The organism is Rhizobium sp. MHM7A, from assembly GCF_005862215.1.
Lineage (GTDB): Bacteria > Pseudomonadota > Alphaproteobacteria > Rhizobiales > Rhizobiaceae > Rhizobium > Rhizobium bangladeshense.
In genome coordinates this window covers 183,413-202,064 of record NZ_VCHT01000011.1, presented here as the reverse complement: position 1 = coordinate 202,064, position 18,652 = coordinate 183,413, and the positions used below count along the sequence as shown (strand labels likewise).

Genomic DNA, 18,652 nt, shown 5'->3' with positions numbered 1-18,652 from the left:
TCTCAATGGCCGCCACCGCTGTCGCCGGAGACAGCGGCGACTTCGGTCTCTGCCGATGCGTTGGTCGCGCCGCCGCCGTAGATCGCAGGCGCGAGATTGGCCTCCGCGAGCCAGAAGTCGCGCTTCGCGTTGACGGAAAGCAGGATAGAGTTGATCTTGTCGCGCGTGTCGGTGAGCAGCTCGAAGGTGTTGGTGATCATGCCGTTGTAGGTCAGCAGGGATTCCTCCTCGACCTTGGTACGCAGCGGCACGACATTATTGCGGTAGTGGCGCGCGATGTCATAGTTCGAACGGTACGCCTCGTAGGCCGAACGTGCTTCCGAGCGGACATTGACGGCCTTTTCCGCCAGCTGGTTCGCCGCCCGCATGTATGCGAGCTCGGACTTGCGCATCCGCGCCTTGCCGGTGTCGAAGATCGGGATCATGAATTCCAGCTCGACCTGGCCGGTCGTTCTGGTCTTCTTCTCGTCGTCCTCGATTTCCCGTTCCGTTTCGAAGCCCGTCAGGATTTCGAGATCTGTCACATAGCGTGTCGCTTCGGTGAGCCCGTAGGACTTGGCTGTCGCCTCTAGTTCGAGCTTCGCCACCTGAAGGTCGATGCGGTTCCTCAGAGCCTCCGACTCGATGGTGTCGCGTCTGACGACGGCCCTGGGCAGCGGCGGCAGGCTGTTCGGGACTTGGTAATCCAGGTCTGATCCCCAGAGACCCATCATCCGCGTCAGGTCCTCCTTGGCAAGACGTGCCGCCAGACGGGCCTTCGCGGTCTCACCGGCGAGCTCGGCGACGAACACATGTTCGCGTGCCTGCGCGCCTTTGGTCATTGCACCGGTCTCGCCAAGCTTCTCCGCAAGTTCTGAAGCGGCGTCCGCCGTCGCCTGGGCGCGTTGCAGCTGCCCGACGTTTTCCCAGGCCGCCACCGCGCCGATCCAGGCGCGCCGCGTCTCTGCGGCCACCTCCAGCGTTCTTACGGCGGCGGTCAATTGCGCCTGTCGGAAGCGGGTATCGGCGATCGCTATGTCGCGGTTTCTCGTTGCAAGGGCCAGGATGTTCGTCGTGATCATTCCCTCGATCGTCTTGAACGCCTCCAGTTCAGGTGTGCCGATACCTGTCGTACCGATGGAAACGGTCGGGTTGATGAGCATCGTCGACTGCCAGGCATCCGCCGCGCTGTCGCCGAGATCGGCGTAGGCGGCCTGGAGGCCCTTATTGTTGAGCAGGGCGATCTGGACGGCCGTCTCGGCGTCGAGGACCTTCTTTCTCGCGAGTAGACTCTTGACCTCAGCGGAGGCAGACCGGGCCTGGTTCTGGTTCTGGATCCAGACCGTCTGCTTCGCGGTCGCGATCGCGGTTTTGTCCGCCACGGAGGCGAAGCCTGCTTGCTTGCTCGAATATTCAGCGCCGCTGACGCAGCCACCGAGGGCGATCGGCAATAGGGCCATCATTGCGAGCTTCCTGATCGAAGTCATGAAGCATCTCCATCCGCTGGAGATTGTCGGTCGTTCTGTTGTCGCCATGGCTTTGGATCGGCCGGCTGGCGGGCGACATAATCCGAAATAGGCGATCGATATCGAGCGGCAGGGGCTATCGGCGCCTGCTGCACCTCGTCCAATGCGACGACGTTAGGGGGAGTGGACGCGCAGGCGGCCGCAATCAGCGGCAACCCCAGCGCCAATAGGAAAGGTCTCATTTTTTAAGAATCCGAATATCAAGCTACGGGCGGCGCGCACGCAAAGTTCGCGCGCCGTACGGGCCCGTTCGAAACGGGTGGATCCCTATTCAGATATTCGGAGGCCGATGCAGGGGCGGCAACTCACCAAGCATGGCTTGGTCGTTGACAAATTGCCGGATCGAGGACACGACAGGCCCGCCCATGACTTGACCTGTGCACAGCAATACGAAGCCGCCGCAAAAGTCGTTGCAGCATTCTTGTTTGACGATCTTTGAGGGGCCGGCGTCGTCGGCCCTATCGCCATGCGAATGCTGATGGTCCGAGACCCCGGCCAAATCGTGCTCAGCGTGCGCGGCAATGCCCGACGCTGTCTTCTCGATTTGAGAGGCAGGACCGTGCATGGCTGCGTTTACGTTGGACACGTTGTACCCCGCCAGCGATACGACGATCGCCAGCCGCACAAAGAAGAGCAATCTGCTCAGTGCGATTCGGTACATCCTGACCATGCTCTGTCGATTACATTGATCGTGCCAGATTTTCAACTGCAACCAAGGACTCCCAGAACTTCGCGTCGTTTCTGTGGCGCCAGTACCGCAGAAATACCATGGCGGTGTTCGCCAAGATCCGCCGCTCCGCCATCCTGTGCAGTCTGAAGATGCCGACCGCGACTGAAACGCATAGCGCCTCGAATTTCCCGAAGGAGGTTTTACCGCGATTTTGAACAGCAGACTTCTCGCCGCCCTTGAGGACAGATTGCGCTTGTCCCCGCTCGCCTCGGTATGTTTAGGGTGATTGGAGACTTGCACTGGAACCCACCGGCGAGCATGAAAGCTGAAATGAGCGAAATCGCAGTACGACTGGAAAACGTTACCCGTCGCTTCGGCATCACTGCAGCCGTGCGCGATCTTTCTCTTCACATTCGGCGCGGAGATGCGCTTTCGCTCGTGGGCCATTCCGGTTGCGGCAAGTCGACGCTCCTGCGGATGATCGCCGGTGTCGACACACCGGAATCGGGCCGCATCTTTCTCGAAGGCCGCGAGGTGGCAAGTTCGGCCACTTTCGTCGAACCGGAGGCGCGTGGCGTCGGTTTCGTCTTCCAGGACTATGCTCTTTTTCCGCATCTGACTGTACGGGACAATATCCTCTTCGGTCTCAAGCGACATCCGAAGGGTGAAGCAATCGCGCAGGCAGAGGAGATGATCAGCAAGGTCGGAATAGAACATCTGACCCATCGCTATCCGCACACCCTCTCCGGCGGCGAACAGCAGCGTGTCGCGCTAGCCCGTGCCCTGGCGCCCCGGCCGAGTATCGTCCTGATGGACGAACCCTTTTCCAATCTGGATCAGGGCCTGCGTGGTAAGGTACGCAGCGACACCTTGAACCTCTTGAGGGCACTCGGCACGACCGTGATCATCGTGACGCATGATCCCCAGGAAGCACTTTCCGTCGGAGATCAGGTGGTTCTCATGCGGGCAGGTGAAATCGTCCAGTCCGGCTCCGCCTATGATCTGCACGACCGTCCAACGAATGCCTATGCGGCAGAGTTCTTTTGCGCGTCCAGCAAAGTTCCCGGCGTTTACCGTGGCGGATTAATCGAGACCGCGATCGGTAACTTCGCCTATAGGCTCGATCGTCCGCCCGCGAGCTCGGTGACCCTCTATATCCGCCCGCATGCAATTGCGCTTTCTCCCGGCTCGGGAATCGCCGCTCGTATCGAGAACCGTGTTCTGCATGGCGAATTCGAGCAGATCACCTTGAAGGTTGATGGCCTCGAGGAGCCGCTTAAGACGAGGGCTTTGGAGCGGCTGCCCGCGGGCGCCGAGAATATTCAGATATCAATCCTCCCCGAGCGGCTGCTGGCTTTTTGACAGCTGACTTGCGCAAGCGTGTTCTGCTGACCTCTTCATCAAGTTTCCGTGATATTTGGCATCAAGTCCCAGGGAAAACTTGACTTTCAGGGTCATGAACTGCTGCAAGGAATGCGCGTTCATTCGGAGGGACATAATGAATTCGCGCTCCATCCTCACATCCTTGCTGCTTGCCGCTTCGGCGCTGATGTCGCCTTGCATCGCTGCCGCCGCAGAAATCAACCTCTACACGACGAGAGAACCGGCTCTGATCGCACCTCTTCTGGAAGCGTTCACCAAATCGACCGGAACGAAGGTCAATACCATTTTCCTGAAGGACGGCCTGGCAGAGCGTGTCGCCTCCGAGGGCGCCAGCTCGCCGGCTGACATCCTGATGACGGTCGATGCGGGCAACCTTGTCGATCTGGTCGACAAAGGCGTAACGCAACCGGTGGAATCGTCTGTTCTGAACTCGGCTATCCCGGAACAGCTGCGTGATGCCAAGGGCAACTGGTTTGCACTTTCGATGCGCGCGCGCGTGCTCTACGCGGCCAAGGATATCGACATCAGCACGTTCAACTACGAGGAGCTCGCCGATCCCAAGTGGAAGGGCAAGATCTGCATACGCTCGGGTCAGCACCCCTATAATACGGCGCTGTTTGCTGACTACATCGCTCATTACGGCGCGGAAGAAACCGAGAAATGGCTGACAGGTGTCAAGGCCAATCTCGCCCGTAAGGCAGCCGGCGGCGATCGCGATGCGGCCAAGGACATCCTCGGCGGCATTTGCGATATCGGTATCGCCAACTCCTATTATGTCGGCCTGATGCGGTCCGGCAAGGGTGGTGAAGAGCAGGTCAAATGGGGCGACGGCATCAAGGTCGTCCTGCCGACTTTCAAGAACGGCGGGACGCAGGTGAATATCAGCGGCGCGGCCATCGCCAAGCATTCACCAAACAAGGCTGAAGCCGTCAAACTTCTCGAATATCTCGTCTCCGACGAAGCGCAGAAAATCTATGCCGAGGGCAATTACGAATATCCCGTGAAGGCGGGGGTCGCGGCCGATCCGATCATCGCATCCTTCGGCGAACTAAAGATCGACAGCAAGCCCCTGTCCGAAATCGTCAGCCATCGCAAGCAGGCGAGTGAACTCGTGGACAAGGTCGGCTTCGACAACTAAGGAAAGGGAAGGCGCCGCTGACAGGCGCCTTCCTCCCCGAGAACGGATCGAATGATGTTTTCCAGCCCGGCGCCCGCCCGCTCTGCAAAGCGCCCTGGCAGGGTATGGCTGACGATTGCTGCCACTATCGCCCTCATCGCCATTCTGCCAATCGGGGGATTGATTCTGGAAGCTTCGAAGGGGTCGGCGGGTCTTTGGGGGCATCTTTTCTCGACCATCCTTCCGGTGGCGCTTCTCGACACCGTCATTCTGCTTGCGGGGGTCGGCGTCATCACTGCCGTGGTTGGCACGACGACGGCATGGCTGGTGACCGCCTATGATTTTCCCGGCAGGCATGCGCTGGAATGGATGCTGCTTCTGCCGCTTGCCGTTCCGACCTACATCGTCGCCTATGCCTATCTGGACATAATGCATCCAATCGGTCCGGTGCAGGATGCCGTGCGGTGGTTGCTTGGATACGAGACCCCGCGCCAGTTTCGCCTTCCGGACGTCCGTTCCATGGCCGGCTGCATCCTGCTTCTCGGAATCGTTCTCTACCCCTATGTCTACATCCCCACCCGCGCGATGTTCCTCACCCAATCCGGTAATCTCGTCGATGCGGCACGCACTCTCGGCACAACTCGCCGCGCGGTCTTCTGGCGGGTCGCCCTGCCGCTCGCGCGCCCGGCTGTTGCCGTGGGTATCAGCCTTGCCCTGATGGAAACGTTGAACGATATCGGCGCGGCCGAATTCCTCGGCGTCCGGACGATCACCGTTTCAATCTACACGACATGGATCACCCGCTCCGATTTATCGGGCGCGTCGCAGATCGCTCTTGCCCTTCTTCTGATCGTCGTCGCGATTGTTGCGCTGGAGCGATGGGCGCGGCGCAAGCAGCGCTACGCGATCGATGTACGCCGGATGCGGAATTTCCAACCGCGGCGGGTACCCCTGGGAAAAGGCATACTGCTGTTTCTCGGCGGTCTTCTGCCGGTCATCCTAGGCTTCGCCGCGCCCGCGCTCTATCTCTTGATCGAAGCGGCAAAACGCTACCGGTTCGCCGGCATATCTCCTCGCATCATCGACGAGGCCGTAAATACGCTCGTTATCGCTACCCTCGCGACAGTGGCAACCGTCATTCTTGGCCTTCTCGCCGCCTACGCCACCCGCCTGCGCCCGGGCCAGCCGTCCTCTTGGCTCCTGCGCTGTTCCACGATGGGCTATGCGGCTCCCGGCACCGTGGTCGCCATCGGCGTGCTGATCATCCTTGGCGGGCTCGATCAGTTTATCGACCGCACGGTACTTTCCCTGTTTGATGTGTCCACCGGTCTGCTTCTGATGGGATCGGGTGCTGCCGTCATATATGCGCTCGTCGTGCGGTTTCTGGCGATCTCCGCCGGCGGCATAGAAGCCGGTCTCTCGCGCATTTCCCCGTCGCTTGATCATGCGTCGCGTTCGCTGGGGCAATCCACCGCAGGCACTTTGCGCTACGTGCATTTGCCGCTCTCGAAGGCGGCAATCTCGGCTGCCGCGCTACTGGTCTTCGTCGATTGTGTGAAGGAGCTGCCGGCGACGCTCCTCCTGCGGCCACTCAATGTCGAGACATTCGCAACTCACCTTTATGGAGAGGCTGCCAGAGGCACCTATGAGGAAGCCTCGATTGCAGCTCTTGCCATTGTGCTGATCGGCATCCTGCCGGCCATCTTGCTCTCGCGAATCGGACGTATCCGCTAGCAGGCCGACCACGACCTTCAGAGCTCAGATGGAAAATTGCGCACCCTCTCCGGGGGCTCATCGCCGTGAGCAGATACGAAGTGATGGCTAAGCAAAGCGGTTATTTCGGAACTACGGTCAGTCCGCGTCCAAGGGCGGCGAAGGCTCCTGAGAAAAGGTACGAGTGCGATTTCGGAGAGACAAAGGGAATAGTGGAGGGGCGGGATCAGAAATCGCCGTCGCCGGCTTGACGGCTCGCCCCGTTTGCGAAATGCTAAGATGTCAGACCAATTCCGCGACTGCCTAGAAGAAATATGGGGAACCATGAAGGCAAATCGTAGCGACAGGCCGGTGATACGGCCGCTTCCCGTCATGGACCGCGCGCGTCAGGTGACCGACGCGCTGGCGGATTATGTGGAGGAAGCGCGGCTGCAGGCGGGTGACCGGCTGCCGGCCGAACGTGAGCTGATGGCGGCGCTTGCCGTCGGGCGTTCGACCATTCGCGAAGCGATCAGGCATTTCCAGGCGCTCGGTGTCATCGAGACGCGCAAGGGCAGCGGCACCTATCTGTTGAAGCCCGTTTCCAGGGCGACGATCCATATGCCGCTGTCTTTCGATGCGGTGCATCTGCGCGACGCGCTCCTGCAGACGCTGGAGGTCCGCCGCGGCATCGAATGCGAGGCGGGCATGGTCGCGGCCAGGCGGCGCACCGAGAAGGATCTCGTCGTCATCGAGGAGAAGCTCAACGAGATGGAGCGGGTGCACCTGGAGAAGGGCACCTCCGGACCGGAGGATCTCGCCTTCCATCTCGCCGTCTACGACGCCACCCATAATCCGCTGTTTCGCCAGCTGCTCGAGCAGATGCGCGAAACCTTCGAGCGCTTCTGGGAGCATCCGTTCGATCGGCAGGATTTCGCCCGCCGGTCCTTTCCCTTTCACCGCACGCTTTTCAACGCGATCGCTGCGCGGGATGCCGAGGCGGCGCGGGCGGAAACATTGAAAATTCTCGACATCGTCGAGGAAGACATCAAGGAAATGTCCAAATGAGCAACGGCGCAGATCCGTTCGATCTTGCTTCCCTCATCACCGCTCACGACGACGGCAACTTCGCCGACGCCGTCGTGCCGCCGATTTTCCAGACCTCGCTTTTCACCTTTTCCGATTACGACGAGATGATTGCCGCCTATCGCGGCGAGAAGGTGCGGCCGACCTATACGCGCGGGCTCAACCCGACGGTGCGCGCTTTCGAGGAAATGCTGGCCAAGCTCGAGGGTGCGGAGGATGCACTCGGTTTTGCGAGCGGCATGGCGGCGATCTCCTCGGCGGTGCTGAGCTTCGTCGAGCCCGGTGACCGCATCGTCGCCGTCAAGCATGTCTATCCCGATGCCTTCCGTCTGTTCGGCACTATCCTGAAGCGGATGAAGATCGAGGTGACCTATGTCGACGGGCGCGACGAAGAGGCCGTCGCGAAGGCGCTGCCCGGCGCCAAGGTTCTGTACCTGGAAAGCCCGACGAGCTGGGTGATGGAAGCGCATGATGTCGGGGCGCTCGCGGCGTTGGCCAGGCATCATGGAGTCGTGTCGATGATCGATAACAGCTGGGCGAGCCCCTTCTTTCAGCGGCCGCTGACGCTCGGCGTCGACCTCGTTATCCATTCCGCCTCGAAATATCTCGGCGGTCACAGCGATGTGGTGGCGGGCGTCATCGCCGGCTCGAAGACAATGGTCTCCCGTGTCAAGGCCGAGGCCTATCCCTATCTCGGCGGCAAGCTTTCGCCCTTCGACGCATGGTTGCTGATCCGCGGGCTGCGGACGCTGCCGCTGCGCATGAAGGCGCATGAGGCGTCCGCACTTGAAATCGCCAGGCGCCTGCAGAAGCTCGAGGTGGTGGAGGCGGTCTGTCATCCAGGCCTCGCCAATCGTCTGCCGGCCGGGCTCAACGGCACCTCGGGCCTGTTCTCGTTCATCTTCCGCGACGGCGTCGATATCCGCGCCTTTGCCGACCGTCTCAAGCTGTTCAAACTGGGTGTAAGCTGGGGTGGACATGAAAGCCTGATCGTACCGGGCGAGGTGGTGCTTCAGCAGAAGGCACAGCCGAATTCCGCGCAAACCTTCGGCATTCACCCGCGATCCGTACGCCTCCATGTCGGCCTCGAAGGAACCGAGGCCTTGTGGAGGGACATCGAGGAGGCGCTCGCCGCCTCACAATCCTGAAACCCGAGAGACCTAAAAGGGGGAACTGAGCATGAAAAAACTAATAATCTCGACGCTCTTCGCTTCGATGATGGCAGGTACCGCGCTCGCTGATACGACGCTGAAGCTTGTCGAAGTCATCACCAGCCCGGAGCGGACCGAAACGCTGAAATCGATCGTCGGCAAGTTCGAGGCGGCCAATCCCGGCACCAAGGTCGACATCATCTCGCTGCCCTGGAACGAAGCCTTCCAAAAGTTCGCGACCATGGTGTCGGCCGGCGACGTGCCCGATGTGATGGAGATGCCGGATACCTGGCTGTCGCTCTATGCCAATAACGGCATGCTGGAAAGCCTCGAGCCCTATCTCGAAAAATGGGAACACACCAAGGAACTGACGCCGCGTGCGCTCGAACTCGGCCGCGACGTCAAGAACACCGCCTATATGCTGCCCTACGGCTTCTATTTGAGGGCGATGTTCTACAACAAGAAGCTGCTTGCGGAGGCTGGTGTCGACGCGCCGCCGAAGACGCTTGAGGAGTTTGCCGCCGCTTCGGAAAAGGTCTCCAAGCTACCGGGCAAATACGGCTACTGCATGCGCGGCGGCCCGGGCGGCCTCAACGGCTGGATGATCTTTGCCGCCACGATGGCCGGCGACAACAAGTATTTCAAGGAAGACGGCACCTCGACTATGAACAGCGAAGGCTGGGCGAAGGGTATCGAGTGGATGGTCGATCTCTACAAGAAGGGCTATGCGCCCAAGGACAGCGTCAACTGGGGCTTCAACGAAGTCGTCGCCGGCTTCTATTCGGGCACCTGCGCCTTCCTCGACCAGGATCCCGATGCGCTGATCGCGATCGCCGAGCGTATGAAGAAGGAGGATTTTGGTGTCGCGCCGCTGCCCAAGGGTCCTGACGGCAAGTCGTTCCCGACCATCGGCTACGGCGGCTGGTCGATGTTTTCAACGAGCCAGAACAAGGACCTTTCCTGGAAGCTGATAGCCACGCTCGAAGGGCCGGAAGGCAATCTTGAGTGGAACAAGCGCATCGGCGCCCTGCCGGCCTATACGTCCGCGGAGAAGGATCCCTTCTATGCCGGTGATCAGTTCAAAGGCTGGTTCGAGGAGCTGGCGGACCCGAACACGGTGCCGACGGTCATGCCGACCTATCTGGAAGAGTTCGCCTTCTTCAAGGATTCGCTGGCGATCAAGACTTCGCAGCAGGCCCTGCTCGGCGACATCTCGGCCAAGGATCTGGCCGACCAGTGGGCGGAGTACCTGACCAAGGCGCAGCAGAAGTTCCTGAGCAAGAAGTGAAGATAGAAGGGGCTTCGAGATTCGAGCCCCCTAATCCGCCTGCCGGCACCTTCTCCCCGCTGGGGCGAAGAGACTCGTGGCGGCGCCTCATTGCTCTTCTCCCCGGCGGGGAGAAGGGCCCCGAAGGGTCGGATGAGGGGCCGCCTACGCATTCGAAGCCTTGATCTACATTTGGAAACTGCAATCCGATGACCATTTCCGCCGATACGCTCGACATGCGTCGCGACCGCAGGCCGTGGCTGCGTCGCCTTGCCGATGCTTCGGAGCCTTATCTCTATAGCGCACCCTCGCTGATCCTGATCGTCGCTGTCATGCTGGTGCCGCTGACGCTCGGACTGTCCTACGCCTTCCGCGATATCCAGCTGCTCAATCCTTTTTCCGGCGGTTTCGTCGGGCTCGAACATTTTCGCGAGCTTTCAAGCGATCCTGCCTTCTACGGAGCGCTCAGGAATACGCTCTGGTGGACCGGCGCCTCGGTCGCTCTGCAATTCGTCTTCGGGCTGATCCTGGCGCTGCTGCTCGACAAGCCATTCCCGGGGCGGGCGATCGCGCAGGCATTGGTCTTCCTGCCCTGGGCCGTGCCCTCATTTCTCGCCGGGCTGAACTGGGCCTGGCTGTTCAATCCGGTGATCGGGCCGATCCCGCACTGGCTTTTCGGGCTCGGGCTGATGCATGAGCCGGGCAACATCCTTTCCGATCCAAATTATGCGATGTGGGGCCCGATCGTCGCCAATGTCTGGTGGGGAATCCCCTTCTTCGCCATCACGCTGCTTGCCGCCTTACAGGCGATCCCGCGTGATCTTTACGAGGCGGCGTCGATCGACGGCGCCGGCTGGTTCCAGCGCTTCCGCTCGATCACCCTGCCGTTTCTCGCGCCGACAATCGCCATCACCGTGCTCTTGCGCACCGTGTGGATCTCCAATTTCGCCGATCTGATCGTCGTCATGACCAATGGCGGTCCGGCCGACCGCACGCAGATCGTCGCGAGCTACATCTTCACGACCGCCTTCAAGCGGCTCGATTTCGGATACGCCTCAGCGATCGCGCTGGTGCTGCTCGCGCTGCTGCTTGCCTATTCGATGCTGATCATCCTGCTGCGGCAGACGCTGCTGAACAAGGATTGAGACATGAAACGATCCGTCATCCCCACGATCGCGCACCGTCTGGCGATCCTCTGCTATATCGCTTTCGCGCTCTTCCCGCTGTTCTGGCTGCTCAAGGTTTCGGTGACGCCGAACGATCTGCTTTATACCGAGGGCGTGCGCATGTGGCCGTCGCGCACGAGCTGGGATCATTATGCCTTCGTGCTGCAGCACAGCGCCTTCCCGACCTTCTTCAAGAACAGCCTGATCGTCTCGGCCTCGACAGCCGTGACAGTGACGATCTGCGCCTCGCTTTCCGGCTATGCGCTGTCGCGCTTCAATTTCCGGGCGAAATACTGGATCGTCGCGCTGATGCTGCTGACCCAGATGTTCCCACTCGTCATGCTGGTCGCGCCGATCTTCAAGATCCTCTCGCCCTTGCATCTGACCAACAGCCTGACCGGGCTCGTCATCGTCTATACCGCCTTCAACGTGCCCTTCGCCACCTTCCTGATGCAGTCCTTCTTCGACGGCATACCCAAGGACCTCGAAGAGGCGGCGATGATCGACGGCGCCACGCAGTTCACGGCCTTCCGCCAGATCATCCTGCCGCTGACGCTGCCGGGCATAGCCGCCACGCTCGGTTTCGTCTTCACCGCCGCCTGGAGCGAACTGCTCTTCGCACTGATGCTGATCAACGGCAATGACGCGGCGACCTTCCCTGTGGGGCTTCTCACCTTCGTTTCGAAATTCTCGGTGGATTTCGGACAGATGATGGCGGCGGGCGTCATGGCGCTCATACCGGCCGGACTCTTCTTCCTGCTCATCCAGCGTTATCTCGTCCAGGGCCTGACGGCCGGCGCGGTCAAGGGTTAAACAGAATGGCATCGATCGATATCCAGAATATCCGCAAAGCCTATGGCCACGTGCAGGTGCTGCACGGCGTCGACCTCGAAATCAGGGACGGCGAATTCGTCGTGCTCGTCGGCCCCTCCGGCTGCGGCAAGTCCACGCTTCTGCGCATGATCGCCGGACTGGAGGATGTCACATCAGGCGAGATCCGCATCGCCGGCAGCCGAGTGAACGAGCTGCATCCGAAGGACCGCGACATTGCCATGGTGTTCCAATCCTATGCGCTCTATCCGCACATGAATGTCGCCGGCAATATGAGCTATAGCCTGAGACTGCGGAAGACTACCAAAGAGAAAATCACGAGCGCCGTGGCGGCCGCCGCCGCCAAGCTCGGCCTCGACCCACTGCTGGAACGGCGGCCGAAGGCGCTTTCCGGCGGCCAGCGCCAGCGCGTCGCCATGGGCCGTGCCATCGTGCGCCAGCCAAAGGCCTTCCTGTTCGACGAGCCGCTCTCGAATCTGGATGCCCGGCTGCGCGAACAGATGCGCGCCGAGATCAAGAAGTTGCATGGCGAGCTGAAGGCGACCTCGATCTATGTCACCCATGACCAGATAGAGGCGATGACGCTGGCGGACCGGATCGTCGCCATGCATGGCGGCGTCGTCCAGCAGGTCGGCAGTCCGCTCGAGCTCTACGACCGCCCCGCCAATCTCTTTGTTGCCGGCTTCATCGGCTCGCCGGGGATGAACTTCCTGGAGGCCAGCTATACCGCCGGCGGCGTCAGGCTGCAGGACGGAACGATCGTGCCGCTGGCAAAGCCGCTGCCGCTATCAGACGGTGCGAAGGTGACGCTCGGCATCCGGCCGGAGCATGTGCTGATGACGAATGACGGAGCTGGCCTTGCCACGGATGTGGAACTCATAGAACCGACAGGCTTCGGCATCATCCTGCACCTTGCCCTGCACGGGCTGCCCTTCAAGATCTTCACGCTGGACCGCGATGCGTTGAAGGCGGGGCGGAAGGTCAATGTGGCCTTCCCCGCCGAATATCTGCATGTGTTCGACGGCGAGGGAAAGCGCGTCGGCTGAGCAGTCGAAACAGGATCCATTCCTCAGGCGTCCCTATCTCCTGGTTGTTTCCGCCGTAAAAGCACCTGGTGAGAAAAAAGATCGATCAGATTCAAGGGGATGAACGAGAGACTCGGAAAAGGCGTGAATCATTCTGGCTAAGCTCTTGAAATTTGATTCGTTTTGACTCGGAACCAATGGCAAACTGATTCGGTTGACTCGCACTGGTTGCGTCAGGAGCGCGTGCAAAATGGTTGGGCCGAGAGCGAATTGGAAGGGCTTTATCAAATTCGGGGAGGTGGCTTTCCCGGTGGCGCTCTACACCGCCGCCTCCACATCCGAGCGGATCGCGTTTCATACGCTGAACAGGAAGACCGGCAATCGGGTTCGCCGAGAATTCGTGGACGGCGAGACCGGCGATCCGGTCGAGCGCGAGGATCAGGTCAAGGGTTTTGAGATCGAGGACGGTCGCTACGTCGTGCTCGAGGCCGAAGAGGTCGCAGCCGCCATCCCCGAAAGCGACAAGACGCTGAAGGTGGAGGCGTTTATTCCTTGTGACGAGGTCGACGACGTCTATTTCGACAAGCCCTATTATCTGGCGCCTGACACGATGGGCGGCGACGCTTTCAAGCTCCTGAGGGATGGCATGAAGAAAGCCAAGGTCGCGGCCATTGCCAGGACGGTGCTGTTCCGGCGCCTGAGAACGCTCCTCATTCGCCCGCATGGCAAAGGGCTGGTCGGCTCCACCTTGAATTTCGACTATGAGGTCCGCTCCTCCGAGAAGGCTTTCGAGGAGATGCCGGATCTCAAGATTGAAGGCGAGATGTTGGAGCTCGCCAAGCACATCATCAACACCAAGAAGGGCAAGTTCGATCCGAAGCAATTCGACGACCGCTACGAAGCGGCCGTCGCTGAACTCGTGAAGGCCAAGATGGAAGGTCGCACCCTACCGAAGAAAAAGGCGGCGCCGGCTGCGAAGCCGAACGACCTCTTACAGGCACTGCGCGAAAGCGCCGGCATGGCGGCGCCAGCAAAGACGAAGCGCACGGCTGCAAATGCCAATGCTGGCAAGAGCAGGCAGAAGGTCGCGCGCGCATCGGCTCCGAAATCACGCAGCCCAAGCGGCGCTCACCAGCGCCGCGCCGGGTGATCGGAGGCTGTCTTGGCAATCCGGCCATACTGGAAAGGTTACCTGAAGCTATCGCTCGTCACCTGCCCGGTGCAGATGATGCCGGCCACGTCTGAAAACGAGAAGGTGCGCTTTCACACGCTCAATCGCGCGACCCAGAACCGCGTCATCAGCCATTATGTCGACGCCGTCACCGGCAAGGACGTGAAAGATGAAGACGAGGTGAAAGCCTATCAGCGCGGTGAGAACGAATATGTCATGCTCGAAGACGAGGAGCTGGAGAACGTTGCGCTTGAAAGTACAAAGACAATCGACATCGAGGTCTTTGCGCCGCGCAACAGCGTCGAATGGATCTGGCTCGACACGCCTTACTATCTTTCACCCGACGATCCGGTTGGCCAAGAGGCATTCTCGGTGATACGCGACGCCATGGCGGCTGAGGACATGGTTGGCATATCGCGGCTCGTGATTGCGCGCCGCGAGCGCGCCGTCATGCTGGAGCCACGCGGCAAGGGCATCGTCCTCTGGACTCTTCGCTACGGTGACGAGGTGCGCGACGCGGAGAGCTATTTTGAACGGGTGGACGACCAACCGGCGGACAGCCAAATGATGCCGCTGGTCCAGCAACTCATCAAGAAGCAGACGCAGCACTGGAACCCAAAGATGGCTTCCGACCCCGTGCAGGACAGGCTGCTCGACATCATCGAGGCAAAGAAGAAGCTGATGAAGAAGCCTGCCAAGACAAAACCCAAGGGCAAGGAAAAGGCAGAGCCGACACCCAGCAATGTCATCAATATCATGGACGCCCTGCGCAAATCCGTGGATGCCGAGAACCGGTCCGGCAGGCATTGAGCGATGACGAGACTACGCCGGCCCTCCGTCCCCCTCCTTCGCGACTCCAATGCCTCCATACAATCGCGACCTGTCCGTCGCCGTGATGCCGACCAGCCAAGCCTGCCGTTCGACGCAATGCCGTCCAGAGTGGAGCCCTGCCTGGCGCTGCTCAAGCAAACGGTGCCGCACGGTCCCGATTGGCTTTATGAGGTGAAGTGGGACGGCTACCGATTGGCGATCCACATCGAGCCGAAGAGTATTCGCATCCTCACCCGCGGCGGCCATGACTGGACCCATCGATTTCCAACGATTGGCGCAGGTGCAAGAGAACTCGGTGTATCGACCTGCATTCTCGACGGAGAAGCCATCGTTCTAAATGAAGAGGGTCGCTCCGACTTTGGAGCGTTGCAGCGCTCGCTCGGCGGCAGGGGCGGCAAGCGGGTCTCAACCGAATCTATCTTTTGCGCCTTCGATCTATTGTACCTCGATGGTCACGACCTGACGCGCACGGAACTGTCGGTGCGCCGTCATCTTCTGGAGGACCTGATCCCCGAGACCGACGACGCTGCCATTCGGTTCTCGCAAGAACTCGATCTCGGCAGCGAGGAACTGCTTGAGCACGCATGCCAGCTTGGCCTGGAAGGCATCATCGCCAAGCGTAGGGACAGCCCTTATCGAAGTGGTCGCCTCGGGGATTGGCAGAAGATCAAGTGCGTTCAGAGCGCCAGTTTCATGATCGTCGGTTACGAGGAATCCGTCAGCACCCGCGGTGGGCTCGGGAGTCTTTTGCTTGCGGGTCGAAAGGGTCACGACTGGATCTATGTCGGATCCGTCGGCACGGGCTTCAACCGAACGGAGGCGGAGTATCTGCGGAAGACGTTGAACAGCCTCCAGACGAAAAAGCCTGTTGTGCCGCTGAAAGGAAAGCGCCTTGTCTTTTCCCAGCCGACCCTCATCGCCGAAATCGAGTTTCGCGGCTGGACGCATGAGGGCAGCCTACGCCACCCCTCGTACAAGGGTCTCCGCGAGATCCAGGACAACGCCGCCGTCTTCGATATGACCCGGTGCGATTGAGATCCCGTAAACCCACCTGCACCCTGTCCCGCCATTGCAGTGTCACGCGGCATGCTTGCCGGTGCGGGCCAGCCTCTTGATGGCCTGCTCTAGGGGACGTTGCCCCTCACAATAGTCCTCCCAGGCTGTCGACTTCGATAGCAAGGCAGGCACGGTTCGCACCGTAAACCTTTTCGGGTCAAGGTCTGATTTCACCTGCGTCCAGGTTAGAGGCATTGATACGGTCGCCCCCGGCCGGGCTCGAGGGGAGAGCGGAGCGACGGCCGTCGCCATGCGATCGTTGCGCAAGTAATCGAGGAAAATGCGACCGCCCCGCAGGCTCTTCGTCATTTTGATGAGGTAGAGATCGGGGTTGTTTCGGGCCATCTGCTGGCAGACGTCATGCGCGAAGGCTTTTGCCTCCGGCCATGACAAGGGCTTGCGCTTGTTGACCGCAAGCGGCGTCACGACATGCAGGCCCTTACCGCCCGTCGTCTTGCAGAAGCTGATCAGTCCGAGGTCCTCCAGTCGATCGCGCATTTCGCGGGCAGCGGCGACAACCGTGGAAAAGGCAACGTCAGGCCCCGGATCGAGGTCGAATACCAGGCGACCAGGCACCTCCGGTTGACCGGGCTCACAGTTCCATGGATGGAGCTCCACCGCCGCGATCTGGGCGACGGCGGCAAGGCCTTCGATGCGATCGATCTGCAGGTATGGCTTCTTGTCGCCGAACACCTTGACAAGTTCGAGCAGGTTCGATTGTCCAGGCATCGCATGGCGCTGAAAGAACTGCTCGCCGCCAATTCCATCCGGGGCACGTATGATAGAGCAGGGCCTGCCCTTGATGTGGTCGATCATCCAGTCGCCAACTGCTTCGTAATAGCGGGCCAATTCTTCCTTCGTCACCGGTCCGCTGTCGTTCTCATCCGGCCACAACGGCTTGTCCGGGTTCGAAATGAGCACTCCCATGACATCGGCTTTCTGGCCCTTGCGACGCGCTGGTTTTTGTCTGGCCCTCGGAGTCGGCTCCGTAACCTCCGCTTTAGTGGGGCGCAGCGGTGGCTCAGCCTCGACTTCCTTGGCGGGCTTATCTTCGCGCAATCCCTTGAAAGCTGCCTGCCGGACGAGACCGTCCGCGGTCCAACCCTCGAATTCGATCTCGGCGACAAGCTCCGGCTTCACCCAGACGACCTCAACCTGCTTCTTCGGAGCCCCGTCGCCTGTGAAAGGCGATGTCGCCGTCTCCAGGGCTTTCAGTTTAGGAAGCAGCGTTTCGACCTTCTTGGCGCCGTAGCCGGTCCCGACACGGCCGACATAGACGAAATGATCATCGCTGAAGACGCCGACGAGAAGGGAACGAAATTTGCCGTTAGTCTTGGCATAGGCGCCGATGACCACCTCGTGCCCCGCCCGGCATTTCGATTTCCCCCAGCTTTCCGTTCGACCTGATTTATAAGCGGCGTCCGCCTGCTTTGACACTATGCCTTCCAGCGAGAGCTTGCATGCCGACCTGAGAACGGCGTCGCCGCCGCCTGTAAAATGTTCGACGTAGCGGATGCGAGGGTCGTCACCGGCGTCAGCGAGGAGCTCCTGCAATCGCGCCTTTCGCTTGATCAGGGGGTTGAGGCGCAGATCCGCGCCGCCGTCATAAAGCAGATCGAAGGCGAAGTAGACGAGGCTGCCGGTCCGGCCCTCCGACAGCGCGGCTTGAAGGGCGGCGAAGTCGGGCGCGCCGTGCTCATCGAGAGCGCATATTTCGCCGTCGAGAATGCAATCTGGAAGTGCGGACGCCGCTTCAGCGATTTCGGGGTACTTGGCCGTCCAGTCGAGACCTTTCCGGGTCTTCAGCGTCGCCTCTCCATCGAGCACGCGCATCTGGGTGCGGTATCCGTCGAATTTGATCTCATGGACCCAGGCGTCCCCAACGGGCGGCCGCTCCAGCTTCTCGCAAAGCTGCGGTGAGATGAAATCCGGAAGATCAACTGCTGTCGCCGTGCTGGCGCGCCGTCCGCCTTTCGCCTCCGACTGCCGCTCCTCGGCGGCCAGTCCGTGATTGCTGTCCCAGACGGCATCCGCCTGCACCTTGCCGCCTTCGACCATGAAGGGTTTTGGCTTGCGCCCCTTTCCGGCTGCGATCGTTTCCATGCTGCGGCCCGACGCCACCGAGGTGTCGTGTTCCTCGAGGATGGCAGCGCCGTTCTCCTCCACGGAAAACTCGTCATGATGCTTGATCAACAGCCAGTTGGTCCGCTTGCTGCGCTCGCGATCGTTGCGCATGCGCACCAGCACGAAGCTCCCCTGCAGGCGTTCGCCTACGAGCGTGAACTTGAAGTCGCCCTTGGCAAGCGCTTGCTCAGGGCTCTTCCGCCCCTCCGGCTCCCAGTAGCCGCGATCCCAGAGCATGACCGTGCCGCCACCATACTGACCTTTCGGAATCGTGCCTTCGAAGTCGCCATAATCGAGCGGATGATCCTCGACCTCGACTGCCAGGCGCTTGTCGTGCGGATCGAGCGATGGACCTTTGGTGACAGCCCAGCTCTTGAACACGCCGTCGAGCTCGAGCCGCAGGTCGTAGTGCAGACGTGTCGCATCGTGCTTCTGGATGACAAAGCGGCGGCGGTTGCTCTTTTTGACGCGTTGCTCACCGCTGGGCTCAGCAGTCTGCTGAAAATCGCGTTTTGATCGGTAGCTCGATAGACTGTCGCTGGCCATGACTGTTCCCGGACATTCGATCCACAAACGA

General features: G+C 60.6%; 16 protein-coding genes. 12 read left to right on the top strand and 4 right to left on the bottom strand.

The window, feature by feature from the left end; all coding sequences use genetic code 11:
• Positions 1-2 precede the first annotated feature (2 nt).
• The 3 genes from FFR93_RS29140 to FFR93_RS29130 all read right to left on the bottom strand — a co-directional run bounded on the left by FFR93_RS29140 (position 3) and on the right by FFR93_RS29130 (position 2,175).
• Entirely contained in the window at positions 3-1,466 is a 1,464-nt protein-coding gene (locus tag FFR93_RS29140) for a TolC family protein (protein ID WP_246661370.1), read from the bottom strand.
• Positions 1,463-1,687 carry a hypothetical protein gene (locus FFR93_RS41620; RefSeq protein WP_082928155.1) on the bottom strand — a complete coding sequence of 75 codons (225 nt, stop codon included), beginning with the start codon at positions 1,685-1,687 and terminating at the stop codon, positions 1,463-1,465. Before FFR93_RS41620 ends, FFR93_RS29140 begins: the two co-directional genes overlap by 4 nt.
• Before the next feature lie 89 nt (positions 1,688-1,776).
• Positions 1,777-2,175 carry a hypothetical protein gene (locus FFR93_RS29130; protein WP_082928156.1) on the bottom strand — a complete coding sequence of 133 codons (399 nt, stop codon included), beginning with the start codon at positions 2,173-2,175 and terminating at the stop codon, positions 1,777-1,779.
• 330 nt (positions 2,176-2,505) lie between these two features.
• Between FFR93_RS29130 and FFR93_RS29125 the strand changes: the two genes are divergently transcribed.
• The 12 genes from FFR93_RS29125 (at position 2,506) to ligD (FFR93_RS29070) (ending at position 15,930) form a co-directional block, all read left to right on the top strand.
• Complete coding sequence (locus tag FFR93_RS29125; protein ID WP_138395700.1) at positions 2,506-3,537, top strand: ABC transporter ATP-binding protein; 1,032 nt, start codon at positions 2,506-2,508, stop codon at positions 3,535-3,537.
• A 187-nt stretch (positions 3,538-3,724) separates the two neighbouring features.
• Positions 3,725-4,696 (top strand): Fe(3+) ABC transporter substrate-binding protein, encoded by a 972-nt coding sequence (locus FFR93_RS29120; RefSeq protein ID WP_138395760.1) that lies wholly within the window; start codon positions 3,725-3,727, stop codon positions 4,694-4,696.
• 54 nt (positions 4,697-4,750) lie between these two features.
• Positions 4,751-6,409, top strand: a complete 1,659-nt coding sequence (locus tag FFR93_RS29115) for an iron ABC transporter permease (RefSeq protein ID WP_138395759.1) — start codon at positions 4,751-4,753, stop codon at positions 6,407-6,409.
• Between the two features lie 303 nt (positions 6,410-6,712).
• Entirely contained in the window at positions 6,713-7,435 is a 723-nt protein-coding gene (locus tag FFR93_RS29110; RefSeq protein WP_097600853.1) for a FadR/GntR family transcriptional regulator, read from the top strand.
• A complete protein-coding gene (locus FFR93_RS29105) occupies positions 7,432-8,601 on the top strand; it encodes a PLP-dependent transferase (protein WP_138395699.1) in 1,170 nt (389 codons plus the stop codon). Before FFR93_RS29110 ends, FFR93_RS29105 begins: the two co-directional genes overlap by 4 nt.
• Before the next feature lie 31 nt (positions 8,602-8,632).
• Complete coding sequence (locus FFR93_RS29100; protein WP_138395698.1) at positions 8,633-9,892, top strand: sugar ABC transporter substrate-binding protein; 1,260 nt, start codon at positions 8,633-8,635, stop codon at positions 9,890-9,892.
• 188 nt (positions 9,893-10,080) lie between these two features.
• Positions 10,081-11,016, top strand: coding sequence for a sugar ABC transporter permease (locus FFR93_RS29095; RefSeq protein ID WP_064707198.1), 936 nt, complete (start codon positions 10,081-10,083; stop codon positions 11,014-11,016).
• 3 nt (positions 11,017-11,019) lie between these two features.
• A complete protein-coding gene (locus FFR93_RS29090) occupies positions 11,020-11,850 on the top strand; it encodes a carbohydrate ABC transporter permease (protein WP_064707197.1) in 831 nt (276 codons plus the stop codon).
• 5 nt (positions 11,851-11,855) lie between these two features.
• Positions 11,856-12,914, top strand: coding sequence for a sn-glycerol-3-phosphate ABC transporter ATP-binding protein UgpC (gene ugpC / locus FFR93_RS29085; protein WP_064707196.1), 1,059 nt, complete (start codon positions 11,856-11,858; stop codon positions 12,912-12,914).
• Positions 12,915-13,143: 229 nt separating this feature from the next.
• Complete coding sequence (locus FFR93_RS29080; protein WP_064707195.1) at positions 13,144-14,043, top strand: Ku protein; 900 nt, start codon at positions 13,144-13,146, stop codon at positions 14,041-14,043.
• A gap of 12 nt (positions 14,044-14,055) precedes the next feature.
• The gene (locus tag FFR93_RS29075; RefSeq protein WP_138395697.1) at positions 14,056-14,874 is read left to right on the top strand and encodes a Ku protein; all 819 of its coding nucleotides are present in this window, start codon (positions 14,056-14,058) and stop codon (positions 14,872-14,874) included.
• Positions 14,875-14,877: 3 nt separating this feature from the next.
• A complete protein-coding gene (gene ligD, locus FFR93_RS29070; protein ID WP_138395696.1) occupies positions 14,878-15,930 on the top strand; it encodes a non-homologous end-joining DNA ligase in 1,053 nt (350 codons plus the stop codon).
• A gap of 42 nt (positions 15,931-15,972) precedes the next feature.
• Here the strand turns inward: ligD (FFR93_RS29070) and ligD (FFR93_RS29065) are convergent, their stop codons facing one another.
• On the bottom strand, positions 15,973-18,621 hold the full coding sequence (ligD, locus tag FFR93_RS29065) for a DNA ligase D (RefSeq protein ID WP_138395695.1): 2,649 nt from the start codon (positions 18,619-18,621) through the stop codon (positions 15,973-15,975).
• Between the last annotated feature and the right edge of the window lie 31 nt (positions 18,622-18,652).

What these genes read in the sequence shown, in the direction of transcription:
- FFR93_RS29115 (WP_138395759.1), top strand. Translation starts at nt 4,751, where the DNA reads ATGTTTTCCAGCCCGGCGCCCGCCCGCTCTGCAAAGCGCCCTGGCAGG.
- FFR93_RS29105 (WP_138395699.1), top strand. Translation starts at nt 7,432, where the DNA reads ATGAGCAACGGCGCAGATCCGTTCGATCTTGCTTCCCTCATCACCGCT.
- FFR93_RS29080 (WP_064707195.1), top strand. Translation starts at nt 13,144, where the DNA reads ATGGTTGGGCCGAGAGCGAATTGGAAGGGCTTTATCAAATTCGGGGAG.
- ligD (WP_138395696.1), top strand. Translation starts at nt 14,878, where the DNA reads ATGACGAGACTACGCCGGCCCTCCGTCCCCCTCCTTCGCGACTCCAAT.
- FFR93_RS29110 (WP_097600853.1), top strand. Translation starts at nt 6,713, where the DNA reads ATGAAGGCAAATCGTAGCGACAGGCCGGTGATACGGCCGCTTCCCGTC.
- ugpC (WP_064707196.1), top strand. Translation starts at nt 11,856, where the DNA reads ATGGCATCGATCGATATCCAGAATATCCGCAAAGCCTATGGCCACGTG.
- FFR93_RS29130 (WP_082928156.1), bottom strand. Translation starts at nt 2,175, where the DNA reads ATGGTCAGGATGTACCGAATCGCACTGAGCAGATTGCTCTTCTTTGTG.
- FFR93_RS41620 (WP_082928155.1), bottom strand. Translation starts at nt 1,687, where the DNA reads ATGAGACCTTTCCTATTGGCGCTGGGGTTGCCGCTGATTGCGGCCGCC.
- FFR93_RS29100 (WP_138395698.1), top strand. Translation starts at nt 8,633, where the DNA reads ATGAAAAAACTAATAATCTCGACGCTCTTCGCTTCGATGATGGCAGGT.
- FFR93_RS29095 (WP_064707198.1), top strand. Translation starts at nt 10,081, where the DNA reads ATGACCATTTCCGCCGATACGCTCGACATGCGTCGCGACCGCAGGCCG.
- FFR93_RS29140 (WP_246661370.1), bottom strand. Translation starts at nt 1,466, where the DNA reads ATGACTTCGATCAGGAAGCTCGCAATGATGGCCCTATTGCCGATCGCC.
- FFR93_RS29125 (WP_138395700.1), top strand. Translation starts at nt 2,506, where the DNA reads ATGAGCGAAATCGCAGTACGACTGGAAAACGTTACCCGTCGCTTCGGC.
- ligD (WP_138395695.1), bottom strand. Translation starts at nt 18,621, where the DNA reads ATGGCCAGCGACAGTCTATCGAGCTACCGATCAAAACGCGATTTTCAG.
- FFR93_RS29120 (WP_138395760.1), top strand. Translation starts at nt 3,725, where the DNA reads ATGTCGCCTTGCATCGCTGCCGCCGCAGAAATCAACCTCTACACGACG.
- FFR93_RS29090 (WP_064707197.1), top strand. Translation starts at nt 11,020, where the DNA reads ATGAAACGATCCGTCATCCCCACGATCGCGCACCGTCTGGCGATCCTC.